This window comes from Flagellimonas crocea, from assembly GCF_033441595.1.
In the GTDB taxonomy this organism is placed as follows: Bacteria; Bacteroidota; Bacteroidia; order Flavobacteriales; family Flavobacteriaceae; genus Flagellimonas; species Flagellimonas crocea.
In genome coordinates this window covers 779,083-792,430 of sequence record NZ_JAUZVX010000002.1, presented here as the reverse complement: position 1 = coordinate 792,430, position 13,348 = coordinate 779,083, and the positions used below count along the sequence as shown (strand labels likewise).

13 protein-coding genes are annotated in these 13,348 nt (G+C 41.0%); 5 read left to right on the top strand and 8 right to left on the bottom strand.

Annotated elements, in window-relative coordinates:
• Positions 1–56: 56 nt before the first annotated feature.
• From SD449_RS08840 to SD449_RS08830, 3 genes are read right to left on the bottom strand one after another with little or no spacing between them, the layout of a single operon-like run.
• Positions 57–872, bottom strand: coding sequence for an ImmA/IrrE family metallo-endopeptidase (locus SD449_RS08840; protein ID WP_318310046.1), 816 nt, complete (start codon positions 870–872; stop codon positions 57–59).
• On the bottom strand, positions 853–1,155 hold the full coding sequence (locus SD449_RS08835) for a hypothetical protein (protein ID WP_318310045.1): 303 nt from the start codon (positions 1,153–1,155) through the stop codon (positions 853–855). The genes SD449_RS08840 and SD449_RS08835 overlap by 20 nt, the downstream gene beginning before the upstream one ends.
• A 2-nt stretch (positions 1,156–1,157) precedes the next feature.
• Positions 1,158–1,796 carry a hypothetical protein gene (locus tag SD449_RS08830; RefSeq protein ID WP_318310043.1) on the bottom strand — a complete coding sequence of 213 codons (639 nt, stop codon included), beginning with the start codon at positions 1,794–1,796 and terminating at the stop codon, positions 1,158–1,160.
• A 116-nt stretch (positions 1,797–1,912) separates the two neighbouring features.
• Here SD449_RS08830 and SD449_RS08825 point away from each other — a divergent pair, with 116 nt between their 5' ends.
• Genes SD449_RS08825 through SD449_RS08815 form a run of 3 tightly spaced genes read left to right on the top strand, consistent with a single transcriptional unit; the run spans position 1,913 to position 3,901 of the window.
• Positions 1,913–2,089, top strand: a complete 177-nt coding sequence (locus tag SD449_RS08825) for a hypothetical protein (RefSeq protein ID WP_318310042.1) — start codon at positions 1,913–1,915, stop codon at positions 2,087–2,089.
• Positions 2,090–2,095: 6 nt separating this feature from the next.
• Positions 2,096–3,340: a hypothetical protein gene (locus tag SD449_RS08820; RefSeq protein ID WP_318310041.1), complete on the top strand. Its 1,245-nt coding sequence runs from the start codon at positions 2,096–2,098 to the stop codon at positions 3,338–3,340.
• A gap of 42 nt (positions 3,341–3,382) precedes the next feature.
• Positions 3,383–3,901, top strand: a complete 519-nt coding sequence (locus SD449_RS08815) for a hypothetical protein (RefSeq protein ID WP_318310039.1) — start codon at positions 3,383–3,385, stop codon at positions 3,899–3,901.
• A 96-nt stretch (positions 3,902–3,997) separates the two neighbouring features.
• Here SD449_RS08815 and SD449_RS08810 read toward each other — a convergent pair whose 3' ends face one another.
• Positions 3,998–5,242 (bottom strand): site-specific integrase, encoded by a 1,245-nt coding sequence (locus SD449_RS08810; RefSeq protein WP_318310037.1) that lies wholly within the window; start codon positions 5,240–5,242, stop codon positions 3,998–4,000.
• A 665-nt stretch (positions 5,243–5,907) separates the two neighbouring features.
• Here SD449_RS08810 and deoC point away from each other — a divergent pair.
• On the top strand, positions 5,908–6,546 hold the full coding sequence (deoC, locus tag SD449_RS08805; RefSeq protein WP_318310035.1) for a deoxyribose-phosphate aldolase: 639 nt from the start codon (positions 5,908–5,910) through the stop codon (positions 6,544–6,546).
• A 9-nt stretch (positions 6,547–6,555) separates the two neighbouring features.
• Positions 6,556–7,260 carry a purine-nucleoside phosphorylase gene (deoD, locus tag SD449_RS08800; protein ID WP_318310034.1) on the top strand — a complete coding sequence of 235 codons (705 nt, stop codon included), beginning with the start codon at positions 6,556–6,558 and terminating at the stop codon, positions 7,258–7,260.
• A gap of 2 nt (positions 7,261–7,262) precedes the next feature.
• Here the strand turns inward: deoD and SD449_RS08795 are convergent, their stop codons facing one another.
• From SD449_RS08795 to SD449_RS08780, 4 genes are all read right to left on the bottom strand, one after another.
• On the bottom strand, positions 7,263–8,534 hold the full coding sequence (locus SD449_RS08795) for a mechanosensitive ion channel family protein (RefSeq protein ID WP_318310033.1): 1,272 nt from the start codon (positions 8,532–8,534) through the stop codon (positions 7,263–7,265).
• A gap of 89 nt (positions 8,535–8,623) precedes the next feature.
• Complete coding sequence (locus SD449_RS08790) at positions 8,624–10,393, bottom strand: alkaline phosphatase (protein WP_318310031.1); 1,770 nt, start codon at positions 10,391–10,393, stop codon at positions 8,624–8,626.
• Positions 10,390–11,517: an alkaline phosphatase gene (locus SD449_RS08785; protein ID WP_318310029.1), complete on the bottom strand. Its 1,128-nt coding sequence runs from the start codon at positions 11,515–11,517 to the stop codon at positions 10,390–10,392. The genes SD449_RS08790 and SD449_RS08785 overlap by 4 nt, the downstream gene beginning before the upstream one ends.
• A 77-nt stretch (positions 11,518–11,594) precedes the next feature.
• Positions 11,595–13,340 (bottom strand): RagB/SusD family nutrient uptake outer membrane protein, encoded by a 1,746-nt coding sequence (locus SD449_RS08780; protein ID WP_318310028.1) that lies wholly within the window; start codon positions 13,338–13,340, stop codon positions 11,595–11,597.
• Positions 13,341–13,348 lie beyond the last annotated feature (8 nt).

The window sequence follows — 13,348 nt, the reverse complement described above, 5'->3', positions numbered from 1 at the left end:
TTTTTTTCAAATGTCAATTAACAACAACTGTAAGGTTGAGTAGTCGCTTGTACATCTTAACTTTCCCAAATAATACTGAGTGAGAAATCTCCATAGCATCGAGTATGTTCATAAAACTTTTCTCTAGCTTGCTCTTCATACCTGATATTAAACCAATCCATAGCAAAAACCTCCTCTGTTGTTTTCGGCGACTTGCCTAAATCAAAGTATTCTCCTGCCACAGTATCTTCTGGGATTCTATCTTTACCATGTTTCAACCGTTTGTACCTAAAGTCATCAGAACTCCAGTACCACTTAATTTTTCCTTTGAAACCGCAAGCCACTAAAATTGGATGGTTTCCAATTGCACAGAACCTCAATGCGGCTGCGGATAAACTTGTTCCAAATTTACCTGCAAGTTCTTCTATGATTCTGAACTGAAACTTTTTCCTGTGGCAATAGGCCCTAAATCGATTTTCAGGCATCAATAAACAAGAAGCAAAGTAATCAGCTTGCCTTTCTGCCCTATTCTTACTTACGAAACCTGTAAATGAACCATGGCTTGGGGACTTGCCTTTTGAAAGTGCTACTCTATGGCTATCTATAAAGTAATGTCCAAGCTCATGCCCAAAAGTAAATCTTGATCTTTCCGAATAGGCGTGGCCCAGTTTATCAAGGTTAATGTAAATGTGAAATTTCCCATTAAGATGTTCTAGTAAGCCGTGATAGGAGTCGGCATAATTGCCATAACTATAAGTTATTTGATTTTTTGTGGCGATTAAACTAGGGTCAATTTGGCTCTCAGGGAAATAATAATCAGATATACTACTTGCCAGCTCATTGAGATTTATTACGTCATCTCTTGTTAAAAATTCATTCGTTTTCTGCTGCATTACGGTCTTTATTCATCCTTTCCCGGACTTCCTTTGTAATTTTCTTACCATCCCTTGCAGCCATAGCAAGATTACCAGATGCATCAATAGGTGAATCTTGTTTTAGTTCAAATACCTTGATAGATTTACCATCAATAATATCCTTTATATCTGGCCATTTTGTTGGCGACTCGTATTCCTTTTCAAACTTCTCCTCAAATGCCTTTATTTCATCAGAAGTCTGGGGTATGGAATAACCGTATTTATTCAATAATTTTCCTATATCCTTCTTTTTTGACGGCATAATCACAATTTATTTTCTTCTATTAACTTTTTGATTTTCTTTTTAGACCTACTGATTATCTGTCTAATATTGAGCCAAGTCGTGTCAAATTGAGATTCCATCATTTTGACAATATCACTGGGCATTTTCTTTCCTTCCTCGTAAAATAAGAAATACATTCTTAAAATATCGCGATCTCGTTGACTAAACGATAAAAGGCACTTTTCAATTGGGTTGTCCTTTTCAGGGAGTTTTTTTTCCAAAATTTCGTATTCCTCCTCTACAATAGGCCAAACCCAATCTATCCCTTCCTCATCTATAAGCTGTACTTCATTATCAAGAGTGTCTTTAATCGCTCTGAATTCCTCATATAACTTAAGTTTTATAATCGTTGCCATATACGCTTTGAAACCATCAACCTGAGTTTCATGTAATGAAGAATCGAAAGTCCATTCTAAAGGTTTTTCCCAAACCACATTTAATACACCTGTTAAAATATTACATGCTAATTCCTCTCTATGAAGAATAAAGCTGATGTTCTTAAAAACGGCGTTGTAAATGAACCCCCTGAACTTTTTACTAATTGTATCCAATGCCTTAAGGGCTTGGTTCATGTCTGTTTCCTTTTCAGCTATCTGAAGAAGCAAGTATTCTATATCCATCCTACTATTAGTATATGTCAAAAGTGTTATAAAAAAACATTGTCACGCTTCAATCATATAACAGTGTGGACTCAAAATATCCACGGCAATTATTGTTTAACATAAAAATTGATGCTATGGCAACAAATGGAAAGTCCGGAGACGGCAGAAGGCACGGGGCGGTTAAAAAGCGTTCCCAAGTGCAAAACCCAAAAACAGGTATTTGGGTAAAACGAGATTCAGAAACAGGGAGATTCTTGGATGGTAAAACATCCAGCAACAAACCTTTTAAAGGAGTACGAAAAGAAAAATAAATAGCTATGAAAAAAAACTTTATACAGGAAACCACCTTTCTTGATCCAGAAAACTCTTCGGGAAGAATCAAGGTTGAAAAGCTTTTAGGACTATTGTATGAACACCCATACAAGGACGACTTAATGAAGAGTTTGAATGTTGAGCCTATCATGGATGATTACATTACCATTGATTATGTTGATACCATTTACAGCAAGGTCAAGAAAATACTTACTAAATATAGAAGGTTTAACATTCTTGCACAAACAAAACACATTGATGTTTTTGAAAAAAGCATAGATGGCGATGATGACATAGTCTTCTTTTTTGAAGAATATGCCGAAGACGGAGTAGTTGGCAACAAACTCGAAGCCATTTCAATCTACGGTGCCAAAAACTCTTTCCTTGATGAGTATGCGATGACCAAATATGCAAATAACCTTTATAAAATTGGACAGTCGGAATTAGCTCATTATAATGTACAATATTTCAAAAGCTTGGCTTCCGTTTCCGATGAATATAATAAAGAGAGAAATTACAGGTTACTTTCAGATGGTGAAAATGTCTTTGTCCGTGGAATAGTTTCAACTCAACGTTATCATGAATACGGTGTTGATTTTGCATTCGTAGTGGCAATGTTAGTATTGCATGAAAACATGAAACAAAATAAAGGAGTTGAGTATGAGATTAGAAGTGCAGCGCTGAATGAATCCAAATTGGATATGATTATTGTAGAAAAACATACCCATGATGCCGGCTCTTTTGGACATGTGTCTACTGCAATTAAAGTCTCCACTAATGATCTCGGTAATGGATCTTTGAATTTCACCAATGTTGTACGGGTTTTACAAAAAAACCAGAGGGGTGTTTATCTCATACCAAGGCGTGATACCATTTTCGAGAATGACCCATTAATAATCCCACATAGTAAAAAACCTGAAAATGTTTTCCCTATGCTCAACGACATGGGATTCATTTTGAATACTTCAAAGGACTTTGTCCAAGAGCTTAAAAGCATTAAAACAATTAAAAATCCTGATGAGCTGAGGATAAAAATTCTTTTTAAATTGAACAACAGCCGAAGTTCTTTTAAAGACATCAAAACACTATCCGATATTTTTAGACGTAGGATTGATAATGAAATTAGCAACTTTTCAAAACTCCTTGAAATGTGCAATAAAGCTGAAGAACTCAATATGGAATATGATTTGAAAGAAAAGCTTCGATACATCATTTCAGATATTATTTTATATGGTAGAGCTAGGGATTAATAAAAAAACATTTGATAATTTCAATATGAAAATGACAAACCCATGACCCCCAAACAAGCCGAACGCATACAGGCCAAAATCACCCAAGTCAAAAAGGAGCTGGCCGCCGACAAAAGATGCTGGGGTGGTTTTTATGACGACAGCAGGGGCCTCCGCTACCTTCCCCCTACCCTTTATATTAAACTGGGGGATTACTCAGGGGCCAATCGGTATTTCAATTGGTTCGCCAAGAACTTCCCGGATGACATCGGCTATCCCATTTTCCTCTTTGAATGGACCATAACGCTGTTTAAGACCAAGAAAAAGTCACTAGCGGAACAAAAGGCACTAGACACCTTCCGGGGCAACACCTATCTATTCGATGTCTTCCTCCAAAGACCTCCCCATGGACGGAGCATTCGTGAATGGTCCAATTGGGCATCCAAGGAACTGAAGGCCGATATGCCCTACTCCAAGAGCGATAAGGAACTGGCGGATTTTGCCAAATGGTTGGAAGCGTTCATGGACAGTGAAAAGTTCCAGCAATTTGCGGAGGATTTCTTGGCTTCTAGACAACTTTAATTTAAACTGAGCTCGGCAGTTTTGTAGTATTAAGGGAATATCCATATGTTTCTGGTTTATTCTCTTTTACCGAATTATTGCCTAATAACACATCTATCATTCTGCAGCTGCTTGTTGTGTGTTCAGGTGTCCCATTTTATTCATTAGATGTTGCATGTCCTGCCCTATTTTGTTTTCCAATACCCTTGCATAAATTTGCGTAGTGGAAAGCTTTGTATGGCCCAGCATCTTGGAAACTGTCTCTATCGGAACACCATTGGATAAGGTCACCGTAGTTGCAAAAGTATGTCTGGCCGTATGGAAGGAAATATTCTTGTGTATGCCACAAGCCTTGATAATTTCCTTTAAATATGCATTGGTCTTTTGGTTGCTATAAACAGGCAACAAGCCAATACCGTTCTTTGGGCTTTCTTGATATTTCCTCATGATTTCCACAGCTCTTGGCAACATAGGAATCTTCAAGGGCTCATCGGTCTTTATCCTTTTAGTATATATCCAATAATTACCATCAATCCCCCTACTTACATTGTCCTTGGTCAGTAGCTTGATGTCCATAAAGGTTAGCCTGGTGTAACAACTGAAAAGAAATACATCCTTTACCCTTTCCTTGCCCAGACTTGTGAATGTTGTACCCTCAATCAAATCGATTTCCCTTTGGGTCAGATATTTTCTGTCGAATTTATCGAAGCGCAATTTGAAGTTTCGAAAGGGGTCCTTTTCCATCCATTCCAAGCGAACACCAAGTTTCGTGACCTTCATCAAACGCTCCAGATGTTTCATCGTGCCATTGTTGGAACAGGTCTTTCTATTCTTCTTGGGCTTGAAGGTCCTGATGTAGTTCTCAAAGTCCAAAATGAACTTGTGTTTCAATTCACCGAGCAACACATCATTGGTTTTGAGTTTTGTGGTGATGTAGCTCTTTAAGTATTTCTCAGTGGAATAATAATTCTTCATGGTACCGGGTTTTAGAGCATTGACCATATTCTTGTTGTGGTACTCAAAAAGTTCCAAAAGGGTATGGTTCATTTCATCCTCCCCGACGTACCTTGCCTTGATAGATTTAGCCGTTATCAATTTCCTTTCCATGTGCAAGTCCCTATGAACATTTAGGATTTCACCATATACGGTGTAAAGGTAGGCGTTCAAGTCTTCCATGGTTTTGTTCCTCGGAAAGGCTTTTCCGCGCTTTTTGTCCCAATTACACACCTTTATGCACCTTTTTAAACTGACCTCTGCACGCGCTTTTTTTACCGTAACGCGAAGGTAAATATCATAGATGTTCGGGTCATTGCGTTTTTTTCTTACGAAGAAATTGATTCCTAAAGTACTGTCTGTCCGCATGTTGTAATAGTTTAAGTTGAACAAATGTTAGTGGTCGGACTGCCCTTAAACCTCAATTGCCCATACTTAAAACTACAACAATCTGTGCATTGGTGTGCTCACCTTATTGCACACCGAAAATTTGGATTCAGATGATATCAAATGGATACATAAAAAACAAAAAGCACTGATAATCATACAATTAACAGTGCTTTATTTTAACCTAAATGGCGGTTGGTCGGGATGACTGCCCTACTAATCCCAATGCCCCCTAACGTCTTGGCTTGAAAGAGTATTTTTAACAATTCTAGTTCAACTAAAACCATAGAATCTGTATCTTTAAAACTTAAATAAGGTTAGGTGCCAATTAACAGCGTTTAGGTTCATTTTATATCGCATTTGTGTACTGGTGAACGATTCGGTGCACAGGTCAAGAAAAATGATTTTAACTTTTTGAATATCAAATGATTAATATTTGGGTTTAAGCCCCAGTCAGGTCACAAAAAACACAAAACCTTGACATTCATAGTCAGGGTTTTTTTGTTTTTATTCGTTATTCAATCTCGAATTACCAAAAAACTTGGATTCGAACGAAGCCAAAAAGTCCAGCATAAATATTATTTCCTTATCCCGGATATATGCGTGAGGATAGGTACCTTTAGATTCCAATACTTTTTTACACTAACATGCACCTGAACCAATATATAGATCATACCAATTTAAAACCTACCGCAACGGCAAAAGACATAACAACTTTGTGCAAGGAAGCCATTGAACACGATTTTTTTGCCGTCTGCGTAAATGGATGTTACGTGTCCACAGCGCAGGAAATATTAAAGGGAAGCAGGGTAAAAACGGCAGCGGTAGTGGGATTTCCACTAGGGGCCATGTCCACCGCGGCCAAGGTAGCCGAAGCACAGGATTGCATAAAGAACGGCGCGGATGAAATTGATATGGTCATTAATATCGGTTGGTTGAAATCTGGGGAGCTTAAAGAAGTCCATGAAGAAATCCAAACCATAAAGCAAGCCATTGGCGACCATGTGCTAAAAGTGATCATTGAAACGTGTTACCTCACCGATGAAGAAAAAGAGAACGCTTGTAGATTGGCCGTTGATGCCAAGGCCGATTTTGTAAAAACATCAACAGGATTTGGAACAGGAGGTGCTACCTTGGCAGATGTAATGCTCATGAAAAAAGTGGTGGGCGACAAAGCAAAGATCAAAGCATCAGGTGGCATCAAAACCAAAGAGGATGCCCTAAAATATATAGAGCTGGGAGTATCGCGCATCGGAACCTCATCGGGTCCATCATTAATCCAATAAAATCAAGAAATGAGCACTCACATAGAAGCCAAACAAGGAGAAATCGCCGAAACGGTGCTAATGCCCGGAGACCCTTTACGTGCCAAATGGATCGCTGAAACGTTTTTGGAGAACCCCTTTTGTTACAATAAAATACGTGGAATGCTTGGTTATACGGGCACTTACAAAGGTCAGCGAATATCCGTCCAGGGCAGTGGCATGGGCATGCCTTCCGCTATGATCTATTTTCACGAACTAATTCAGGATTATGGGGTAAAAAACATCATTCGGGTAGGCTCCGCAGGTTCGTATCAAGAAGATGTAAAGTTGAACGATGTGGTCCTGGCCATGGCCGCTTCCACTACTTCCGGCATCAATAATTCCAGATTTATCAACTCCGATTACTCCCCTACCGCCAATTTTGAACTTTTTCTCAAAGCTGTCAACTATGCGCAGGATAATAAAATACCCATTAAGGCCGGGAACGTGCTTTCTTCCGATGAATTTTATGAGGATGACCCGGAAGAATATAAGCTTTGGGCACAATACGGTGTGCTCTGTGTGGAAATGGAAACCGCGGGCCTGTACACCATTGCCGCAAAGTATAATATAAAAGCACTTTCCATACTTACCATTTCAGACTCTTTGGTGACCCAAGAAACACTTTCTGCGCATGCGCGCGAGACAACGTTCAAGGAAATGGTGAAAATTGCCTTGGCGGCAGCATTGCCATAACGCTACGCCTTGTTTTCCGGATTCTCTGTGGTAACGTAATCCTTGGAAACAGGCAGTTCAAATAATTCCAACGAGAAATATGGGAGTGCCGCAAGCAAATGATCAAAGATATCTGCAATTACATATTCATAGTTTTCCCACCTTTTATCTGAACTAAACGCATAAATTTCCAAAGGAATACCCTGTGGGGTGGGTTGCAATTGCCTGACCATCAAGGTCATTTTTTTGTTTACCGCGGAATGATTTTCCAAATAATTGGTCACATATTTACGGAAGACCCCGAAATTGGTCAGGTTTCTACCGTTGACCAATATATCTTTATTGATCTTGTTCTCTTGGTTGTACGATTTGATCTGCTCACTTCGTAGTCCGATATAAGATTCAATAAGTTGAATGTTCTTGAGCTTCTCCACTTCCGCTTCCGTTAAAAATCGGATACTCTTTTGTCTTATGATCAATGACCTTTTGATTCTTCGTCCACCAGAAACCTGCATGCCCCGCCAGTTTTTGAATGAATCCGAAATCAATGCGTAGGTAGGAATCGTGGTGATAGTCATATCAAAATTCTGGACTTTTACCGTGGCCAAGCTAATTTCGACAACATCCCCATCGGCCCCGTACTTTTCAAAAGTTATCCAATCCCCTATACGCACCATATCGTTGATAGTGACCTGAATACTTGCCACAAGTCCCAAAATGGAATCCCTGAAAATGAGCAGTATCACCGCGGATGCGGCACCAAGTGCCGTAAAAAACTTCCAAACGGTGGTGTTGGTAACAATGGCAAAAATGGTAAGCAGACCAATTATCCAGGCAATAATCATAAATACCTGGACATAGCTATCTATGGGTTTGTCCTTGAATTTTGGGCGGGTTTTCAGGTATCCATTTACACTTTGAAAAAACTTTCGGAAGATGATCAACACCAAAAGGACGAAGAGTATTTTAATGGTTTTCAAAGCAATTCCTCCTGCATAATCAAAATCCTCGAAGGCAACGGGCACAAATTCCAACAAAATGGTCAAGGGCACTATATGGGCCACATAGCGGGGAACTCGATGGGCCACCAAAAAATTGTCAAAATTGTTCTTGGTCTTTCTGGCCAATCGTATGGACACGGCCCTCAAGACCTTCCAAATAAGGATGTCCAACAAGAGAACAAGCAAAAGGACCACAACAACCAGCACAAAAAGATTGATATAGGTTGCCAAGGACTCGTTCATCCCAACCTTGATCAGGTAGTCGTAAAGTAAACGTCCAAGGTCCGTATCCATAGTTTGTGATTCAGAAATCTTATTCAAAATTACAGGATTTCATCTACCTTTCAGCATATCTGAATCATCAATTTCATAAGCCCTGACAGTTAGTCCAATGCATTCAAGATTTTATGGAAAATTGCCGTGTTTTCATAGACCCCATTAAAGTTTTGGGCGCTTGGACCGTAGGCAAACAAAGGAACCATGATACCCGAATGGTCAACGGTCAAAAAATCCCCATGTACAGTTCCATCCTGTAAACTACCACCGACAATTCCAAACCCTGAAGTTTCATGATCGGCCGTAATGATCACCAAGGTGTTTTTGTAGGCGTCTGCAAATTTTAAGGCTTCCGCAATCGCTTGGTCAAAGTCCAGCATTTCCTTGACTATATCGCTTGTGCTGTTGGAATGTCCGCCATTATCAATTTGAGCTCCCTCGACCATTAAAAAAAACGGTTCGTCCTTGTCTCCTAGAACTTGAAGGGCCTTGGCGACGCTTTTGGGCAACGTACTCCCCCTTTCCATCGCCATTGATGGTGCCTTATTGTCACCAAGATAAACTGCGGTTGGCTTTTCAAAATGCGAGAAGGTCTCTATTTGTTCTTCATTAAATACCGTCTCAATCGACATTTTTTCCATTTCACCACCGGCCATAAAAAAATCCAAGGGGCTTTCCTTTAAATCTTTCACCAATCCAGGGGTATCGTCGCGCTCCACGCGATGCGCATAGAAAGATGATGGTGTGGCCCCATAAATGGCATCGGTGGAAACAATGGCCGTATTGAAGTTCCTTTTGCTAAGGGCGTCCATCAAATTGGGCAGCGGCTCCCCATTTGGACCTGTACCAATGGCCCGATTATTTGTTTTGTTTCCTGTGGCCATGGCCGTGGCTCCTGCGGCTGAATCGGTAATCAGATCATCGTACGAAGCTGTTTTTACCAGTCCGATATTTTTTAATTGTGTTACGGTCAAATGACCGCGATTGGCAATCATGGCCGAAGTAATCTGTGCCAAGCCGTTCCCGTCCCCTATCATTAAAATAATATTGGTCGGTTGGGCAACGGGATCATATTCATATTTGGGTTGATACACCTCAACGGGCTTTTCCAAAGTAAAGATGTTCCCATCAAGTTTGTCCAGATACTGTTTGGCTAATGCGGGTTTGTCTGTATTGATGTAGTCGACCCCTAATTGGGACAATCGTGCCCAAGCTGTCTTGGTATCCGGTGTGGCCCAAAAGCGAAATGGTTTTCCAGATGCCTTGGCTTTGCTTATGGCTCCTTTTACATTATCCAAATCTGGGGCCGTCATTCTTCCGTAGCCATTCCAAATAGAATAGTTTTTATAGCTTGAACTGACCAATGCCACTTTGCTTAGATCAATACGGCCAAGGTCGTCCAAATTTTGATGGTCGAACCAAATAAAGTCAGGGTAATTTTGATATTCTTCGGGTTTGGGACGATTCCCAGAAATTACAAATTTGATTTTGTCACCATCAATGAGCCCTGGATAATTCTGAAGTATTTCTTTCAACTTTTCAAGCGTGGCATATGCCTCTGATTTAATATCGATCAGCAACTGGATTTCCCTGAGTTGACCAGATTTTTCCAACATTTGGAACTTATCCAAATAGATGTTCCCCAACGTGCGTCCCTCCTTGATTTCATCTTCAGCATGGGTTACGTATAGTAGACCGTTCTTTAAAAACACATCTACCTCTATGGAAGAAGCGCCATTGCTGTATGCATACCAAAATGGCAAATCTTGGGCATAATCGTTATGGGAATGGACCTTGTATTTGGTTTGGGAAAACATTCTTCCCACAGCAAAGAAAATGAAACCCAGCACAAGTAAGATGATAGCTCTTTTTTTCATTTTTCTGAATTTATGGCTTTGATCATTCGGTGATAGATTTCATTGTTCTCATAAATACCCTGAAAATTTTCTGCTCCTTTTCCAGCTGCAAACACGGGAATCAATTCGCCGCTGTGCTGATCGGTATTGAAATAGACCGTCACTTTTTCGGGAATTTCCTTTTTTTCTCCTGTAGCTTCATCGACCACATAGTGTTTTCCAATACTGACCCCTCCAGTTTCGTGATCGGCAGTGACCACCAGCAATGTGTTCGGATGCTCCTCCACATAATCGAGGGCAACCCCCAAGGTTTTATCAAAATCCAAAACTTCGGTAATCATCATTTCCGCATTCTCTGCATGTCCGCCCCAATCAATATAGGAGCCTTCCACCATAATAAAGAAGGGTTGGTTTTTCTGGTCGAAATAATCCAAGGCCATGGAGGTGGCTTCCGATAAATAGTCTCCCCTTCCATCAATTTTTGATGGAATCCCATCATCCGCCAATATATAGGCATTGCGTTTTTCCCTTTCGGGTGCCGATAGCTCCAAAGTATCCAGATGGTAATTTTTGTTCTGTAATTCTTCAAAAAGATTTCTTCCGTCTTCCCGCTGATTGAAAAACTTTTTTCCGCCACCCGCAAAAAAATCAATATCCGCTTCGATCAACTGCGATGCAATTTCCTCATGCATGTCCCGATCGGTCACATGGCCATAAAAGCTTGCCGGTGTTGCATGGGTTATGGTAGTTAGACTTACGAGCCCAGTTTGATAACCCTGACCTTGCAAACGCTCCAATATAGTTTCTTGTGGTAGGGAATCTACCGAAACCCCGATGGCTCTTTTATAGGTTTTTTGCCCAGTGGAAAAAGCTGTGGCCCCTGCGGCCGAATCCGTGATTCTATAAACTTTGTCGGATGTTTTGTGCAATCCAAGGTGATTGAACCTTGAAAAATTGGGCACACTGTCCCCAAAGTAATATGCCGTGGATACCTGTGGGACTCCCATACCGTCCCCTATCATAAAAATGATGCTCAAAGGTTCCCCCGATTCAACGGTATTGGATTTTTCCTCTTTGTTTGATGTGGAACATCCCAGAAAACCCAAAGTGGCCATACATGTGGCCATCCTTATCAAAATCTTCATACTTCTTAATTTAATTTTTATAAAATAAGCGGCAAGTGGAAAAACCAACTTGCCGCCATGCTAAATAATACACTGGATCAATATCCTTCGTTCTGTTCCAAATATCCTGCTACATTGGATGCACCATCTATGGCATTTTGTGGAATAGGGAACAATCTGTGGTATACGTTGTCATCAGTTTTTTCGGTCCAAGTGTCCTCGTAATGACCGAATCGTATTTGATCTCCCCTACGGAACCCTTCCCAGTACAGCTCAAAACCTCTTTCTCGGAACAAAATGTCCAAATCGATGGCCGACAATGCTTCTGGCGTTTGTTCCGGACGTGCCGTTCTGGAGGTTCTAACGGTATTTACATCGGCCAAGGCTCCTACATTGTCACCAGTTCGCAATTTGGCTTCTGCGCGCATCAAATAGATTTCTGCCAAGCGCATTAACACCAAGTCAACACTACTATAATTGTTTCCGTTTGGTGACGTACGACTGAACTGATATTTGGATACACGATAACCGTTTTTGTGCAATCTTCCCTCATTGGTAAAGTCAACTTCTAAGGTATGGTTCACATAATCAACATCCCTATCTGGACCATTTCCTTTTCTTTGGATAACAGGATAGATACGGTACCCTTCATCACACGTGTAGAAAGATCCATTTTCATCTTTACGCGGTCCCCAGATCACACCCCTAATGATCCCTCTATTTATTTCAAAATCTTCTGCCGACATACAATAATAATGATCTTCATCATTTTCAGGAGAAACACCGGTTAGGTCTTGAAGCTCCTCAGGAATCATTTGATTTTCTTGATAGAACCTGGCATCGGCCTCGGCAGGATCGACATCGCCATAAGCATCTACCCAAGTTTGGTAAAAATCCGAGGTAATGGAAGGGCCATCCGTACCATCGGCGCTAGGGTGCTCCGGTCTAGGATACCAAGAACCTGCCAAAGACCAATAGGCCCAGCGACTGTGTTCACGGTTCATTACGCCACGCTGGTCCAGAGCAAAGATCAATTCAGGGTTATCATGGTTTTCATCATTAAATAGCTCAAAATACTCTGGGGACAGGGAGAACATGCCCGAATCGATGATGTTATCGGTGTATTCGATTACTTTCTCCATATCTGCTGTAGTAAAATCTGGCGTGCCGTATGGATCCCGATATACCGCAGCGTTCAGGTTCAATCTGGCCAAAAAGCCCCAAACGGCTGCTTGGGTAATTCTACCAGGTCCACGATTTGTATTGATCACATCAACTACGGACAGAAGTTCGCTTTCGATATAATCGATTGCTTCCTGACCTCTCAAAATTTCCGAAAGTTCACCAGAAGCTTCTTTTCTGAAAGCCAGTCCCCAACTATCCAGCGTCAACATGTTCAGGTAGGCCCTTAACGCGATCATTTCGTACAGGGCGCCTTCGGCCTCGGCATCGCCTGCATCGGCAAGAGGCTTTAATACTTCTATCGCGGTAAGCGTCCTTGAGATATTTCGGGTCACCTCGTTCCAAGAGCTACCTACCAAGTCGTTGCTAGGTGCAATTTCGTGCTGGTGCACTTCAATAAACTTTCCGTTGTCGTACCAATCGACCCCCCCACGATACGGCAATATGGCCTCATCGGCGGGAATCAATTGCAATCCATAATAATTGGTGTGTCTCCAAGTCCAAGAAATTTGTCCGTAGGCAGGAGCAATGGCTCCGCTAATGGCCTCTGCCTGTCCGCTGCCTTCCAAGGACTCATCAATAACTTCTTCTTCCAGATCGGTACAGCTTACGTTGGAAAGCAAGCTAATTCCAAATAGTGCTATAATTATTTTATGCTTCATCTTTGAAG

Excerpts from the sequence above, each read along its gene's own strand:
- SD449_RS08840 (WP_318310046.1), bottom strand. The coding sequence starts at position 872 with ATGCAGCAGAAAACGAATGAATTTTTAACAAGAGATGACGTAATAAAT.
- SD449_RS08835 (WP_318310045.1), bottom strand. The coding sequence starts at position 1,155 with ATGCCGTCAAAAAAGAAGGATATAGGAAAATTATTGAATAAATACGGT.
- SD449_RS08830 (WP_318310043.1), bottom strand. The coding sequence starts at position 1,796 with ATGGATATAGAATACTTGCTTCTTCAGATAGCTGAAAAGGAAACAGAC.
- SD449_RS08825 (WP_318310042.1), top strand. The coding sequence starts at position 1,913 with ATGGCAACAAATGGAAAGTCCGGAGACGGCAGAAGGCACGGGGCGGTT.
- SD449_RS08820 (WP_318310041.1), top strand. The coding sequence starts at position 2,096 with ATGAAAAAAAACTTTATACAGGAAACCACCTTTCTTGATCCAGAAAAC.
- SD449_RS08815 (WP_318310039.1), top strand. The coding sequence starts at position 3,383 with ATGACCCCCAAACAAGCCGAACGCATACAGGCCAAAATCACCCAAGTC.
- SD449_RS08810 (WP_318310037.1), bottom strand. The coding sequence starts at position 5,242 with ATGCGGACAGACAGTACTTTAGGAATCAATTTCTTCGTAAGAAAAAAA.
- deoC (WP_318310035.1), top strand. The coding sequence starts at position 5,908 with ATGCACCTGAACCAATATATAGATCATACCAATTTAAAACCTACCGCA.
- deoD (WP_318310034.1), top strand. The coding sequence starts at position 6,556 with ATGAGCACTCACATAGAAGCCAAACAAGGAGAAATCGCCGAAACGGTG.
- SD449_RS08795 (WP_318310033.1), bottom strand. The coding sequence starts at position 8,534 with ATGGATACGGACCTTGGACGTTTACTTTACGACTACCTGATCAAGGTT.
- SD449_RS08790 (WP_318310031.1), bottom strand. The coding sequence starts at position 10,393 with ATGAAAAAAAGAGCTATCATCTTACTTGTGCTGGGTTTCATTTTCTTT.
- SD449_RS08785 (WP_318310029.1), bottom strand. The coding sequence starts at position 11,517 with ATGAAGATTTTGATAAGGATGGCCACATGTATGGCCACTTTGGGTTTT.
- SD449_RS08780 (WP_318310028.1), bottom strand. The coding sequence starts at position 13,340 with ATGAAGCATAAAATAATTATAGCACTATTTGGAATTAGCTTGCTTTCC.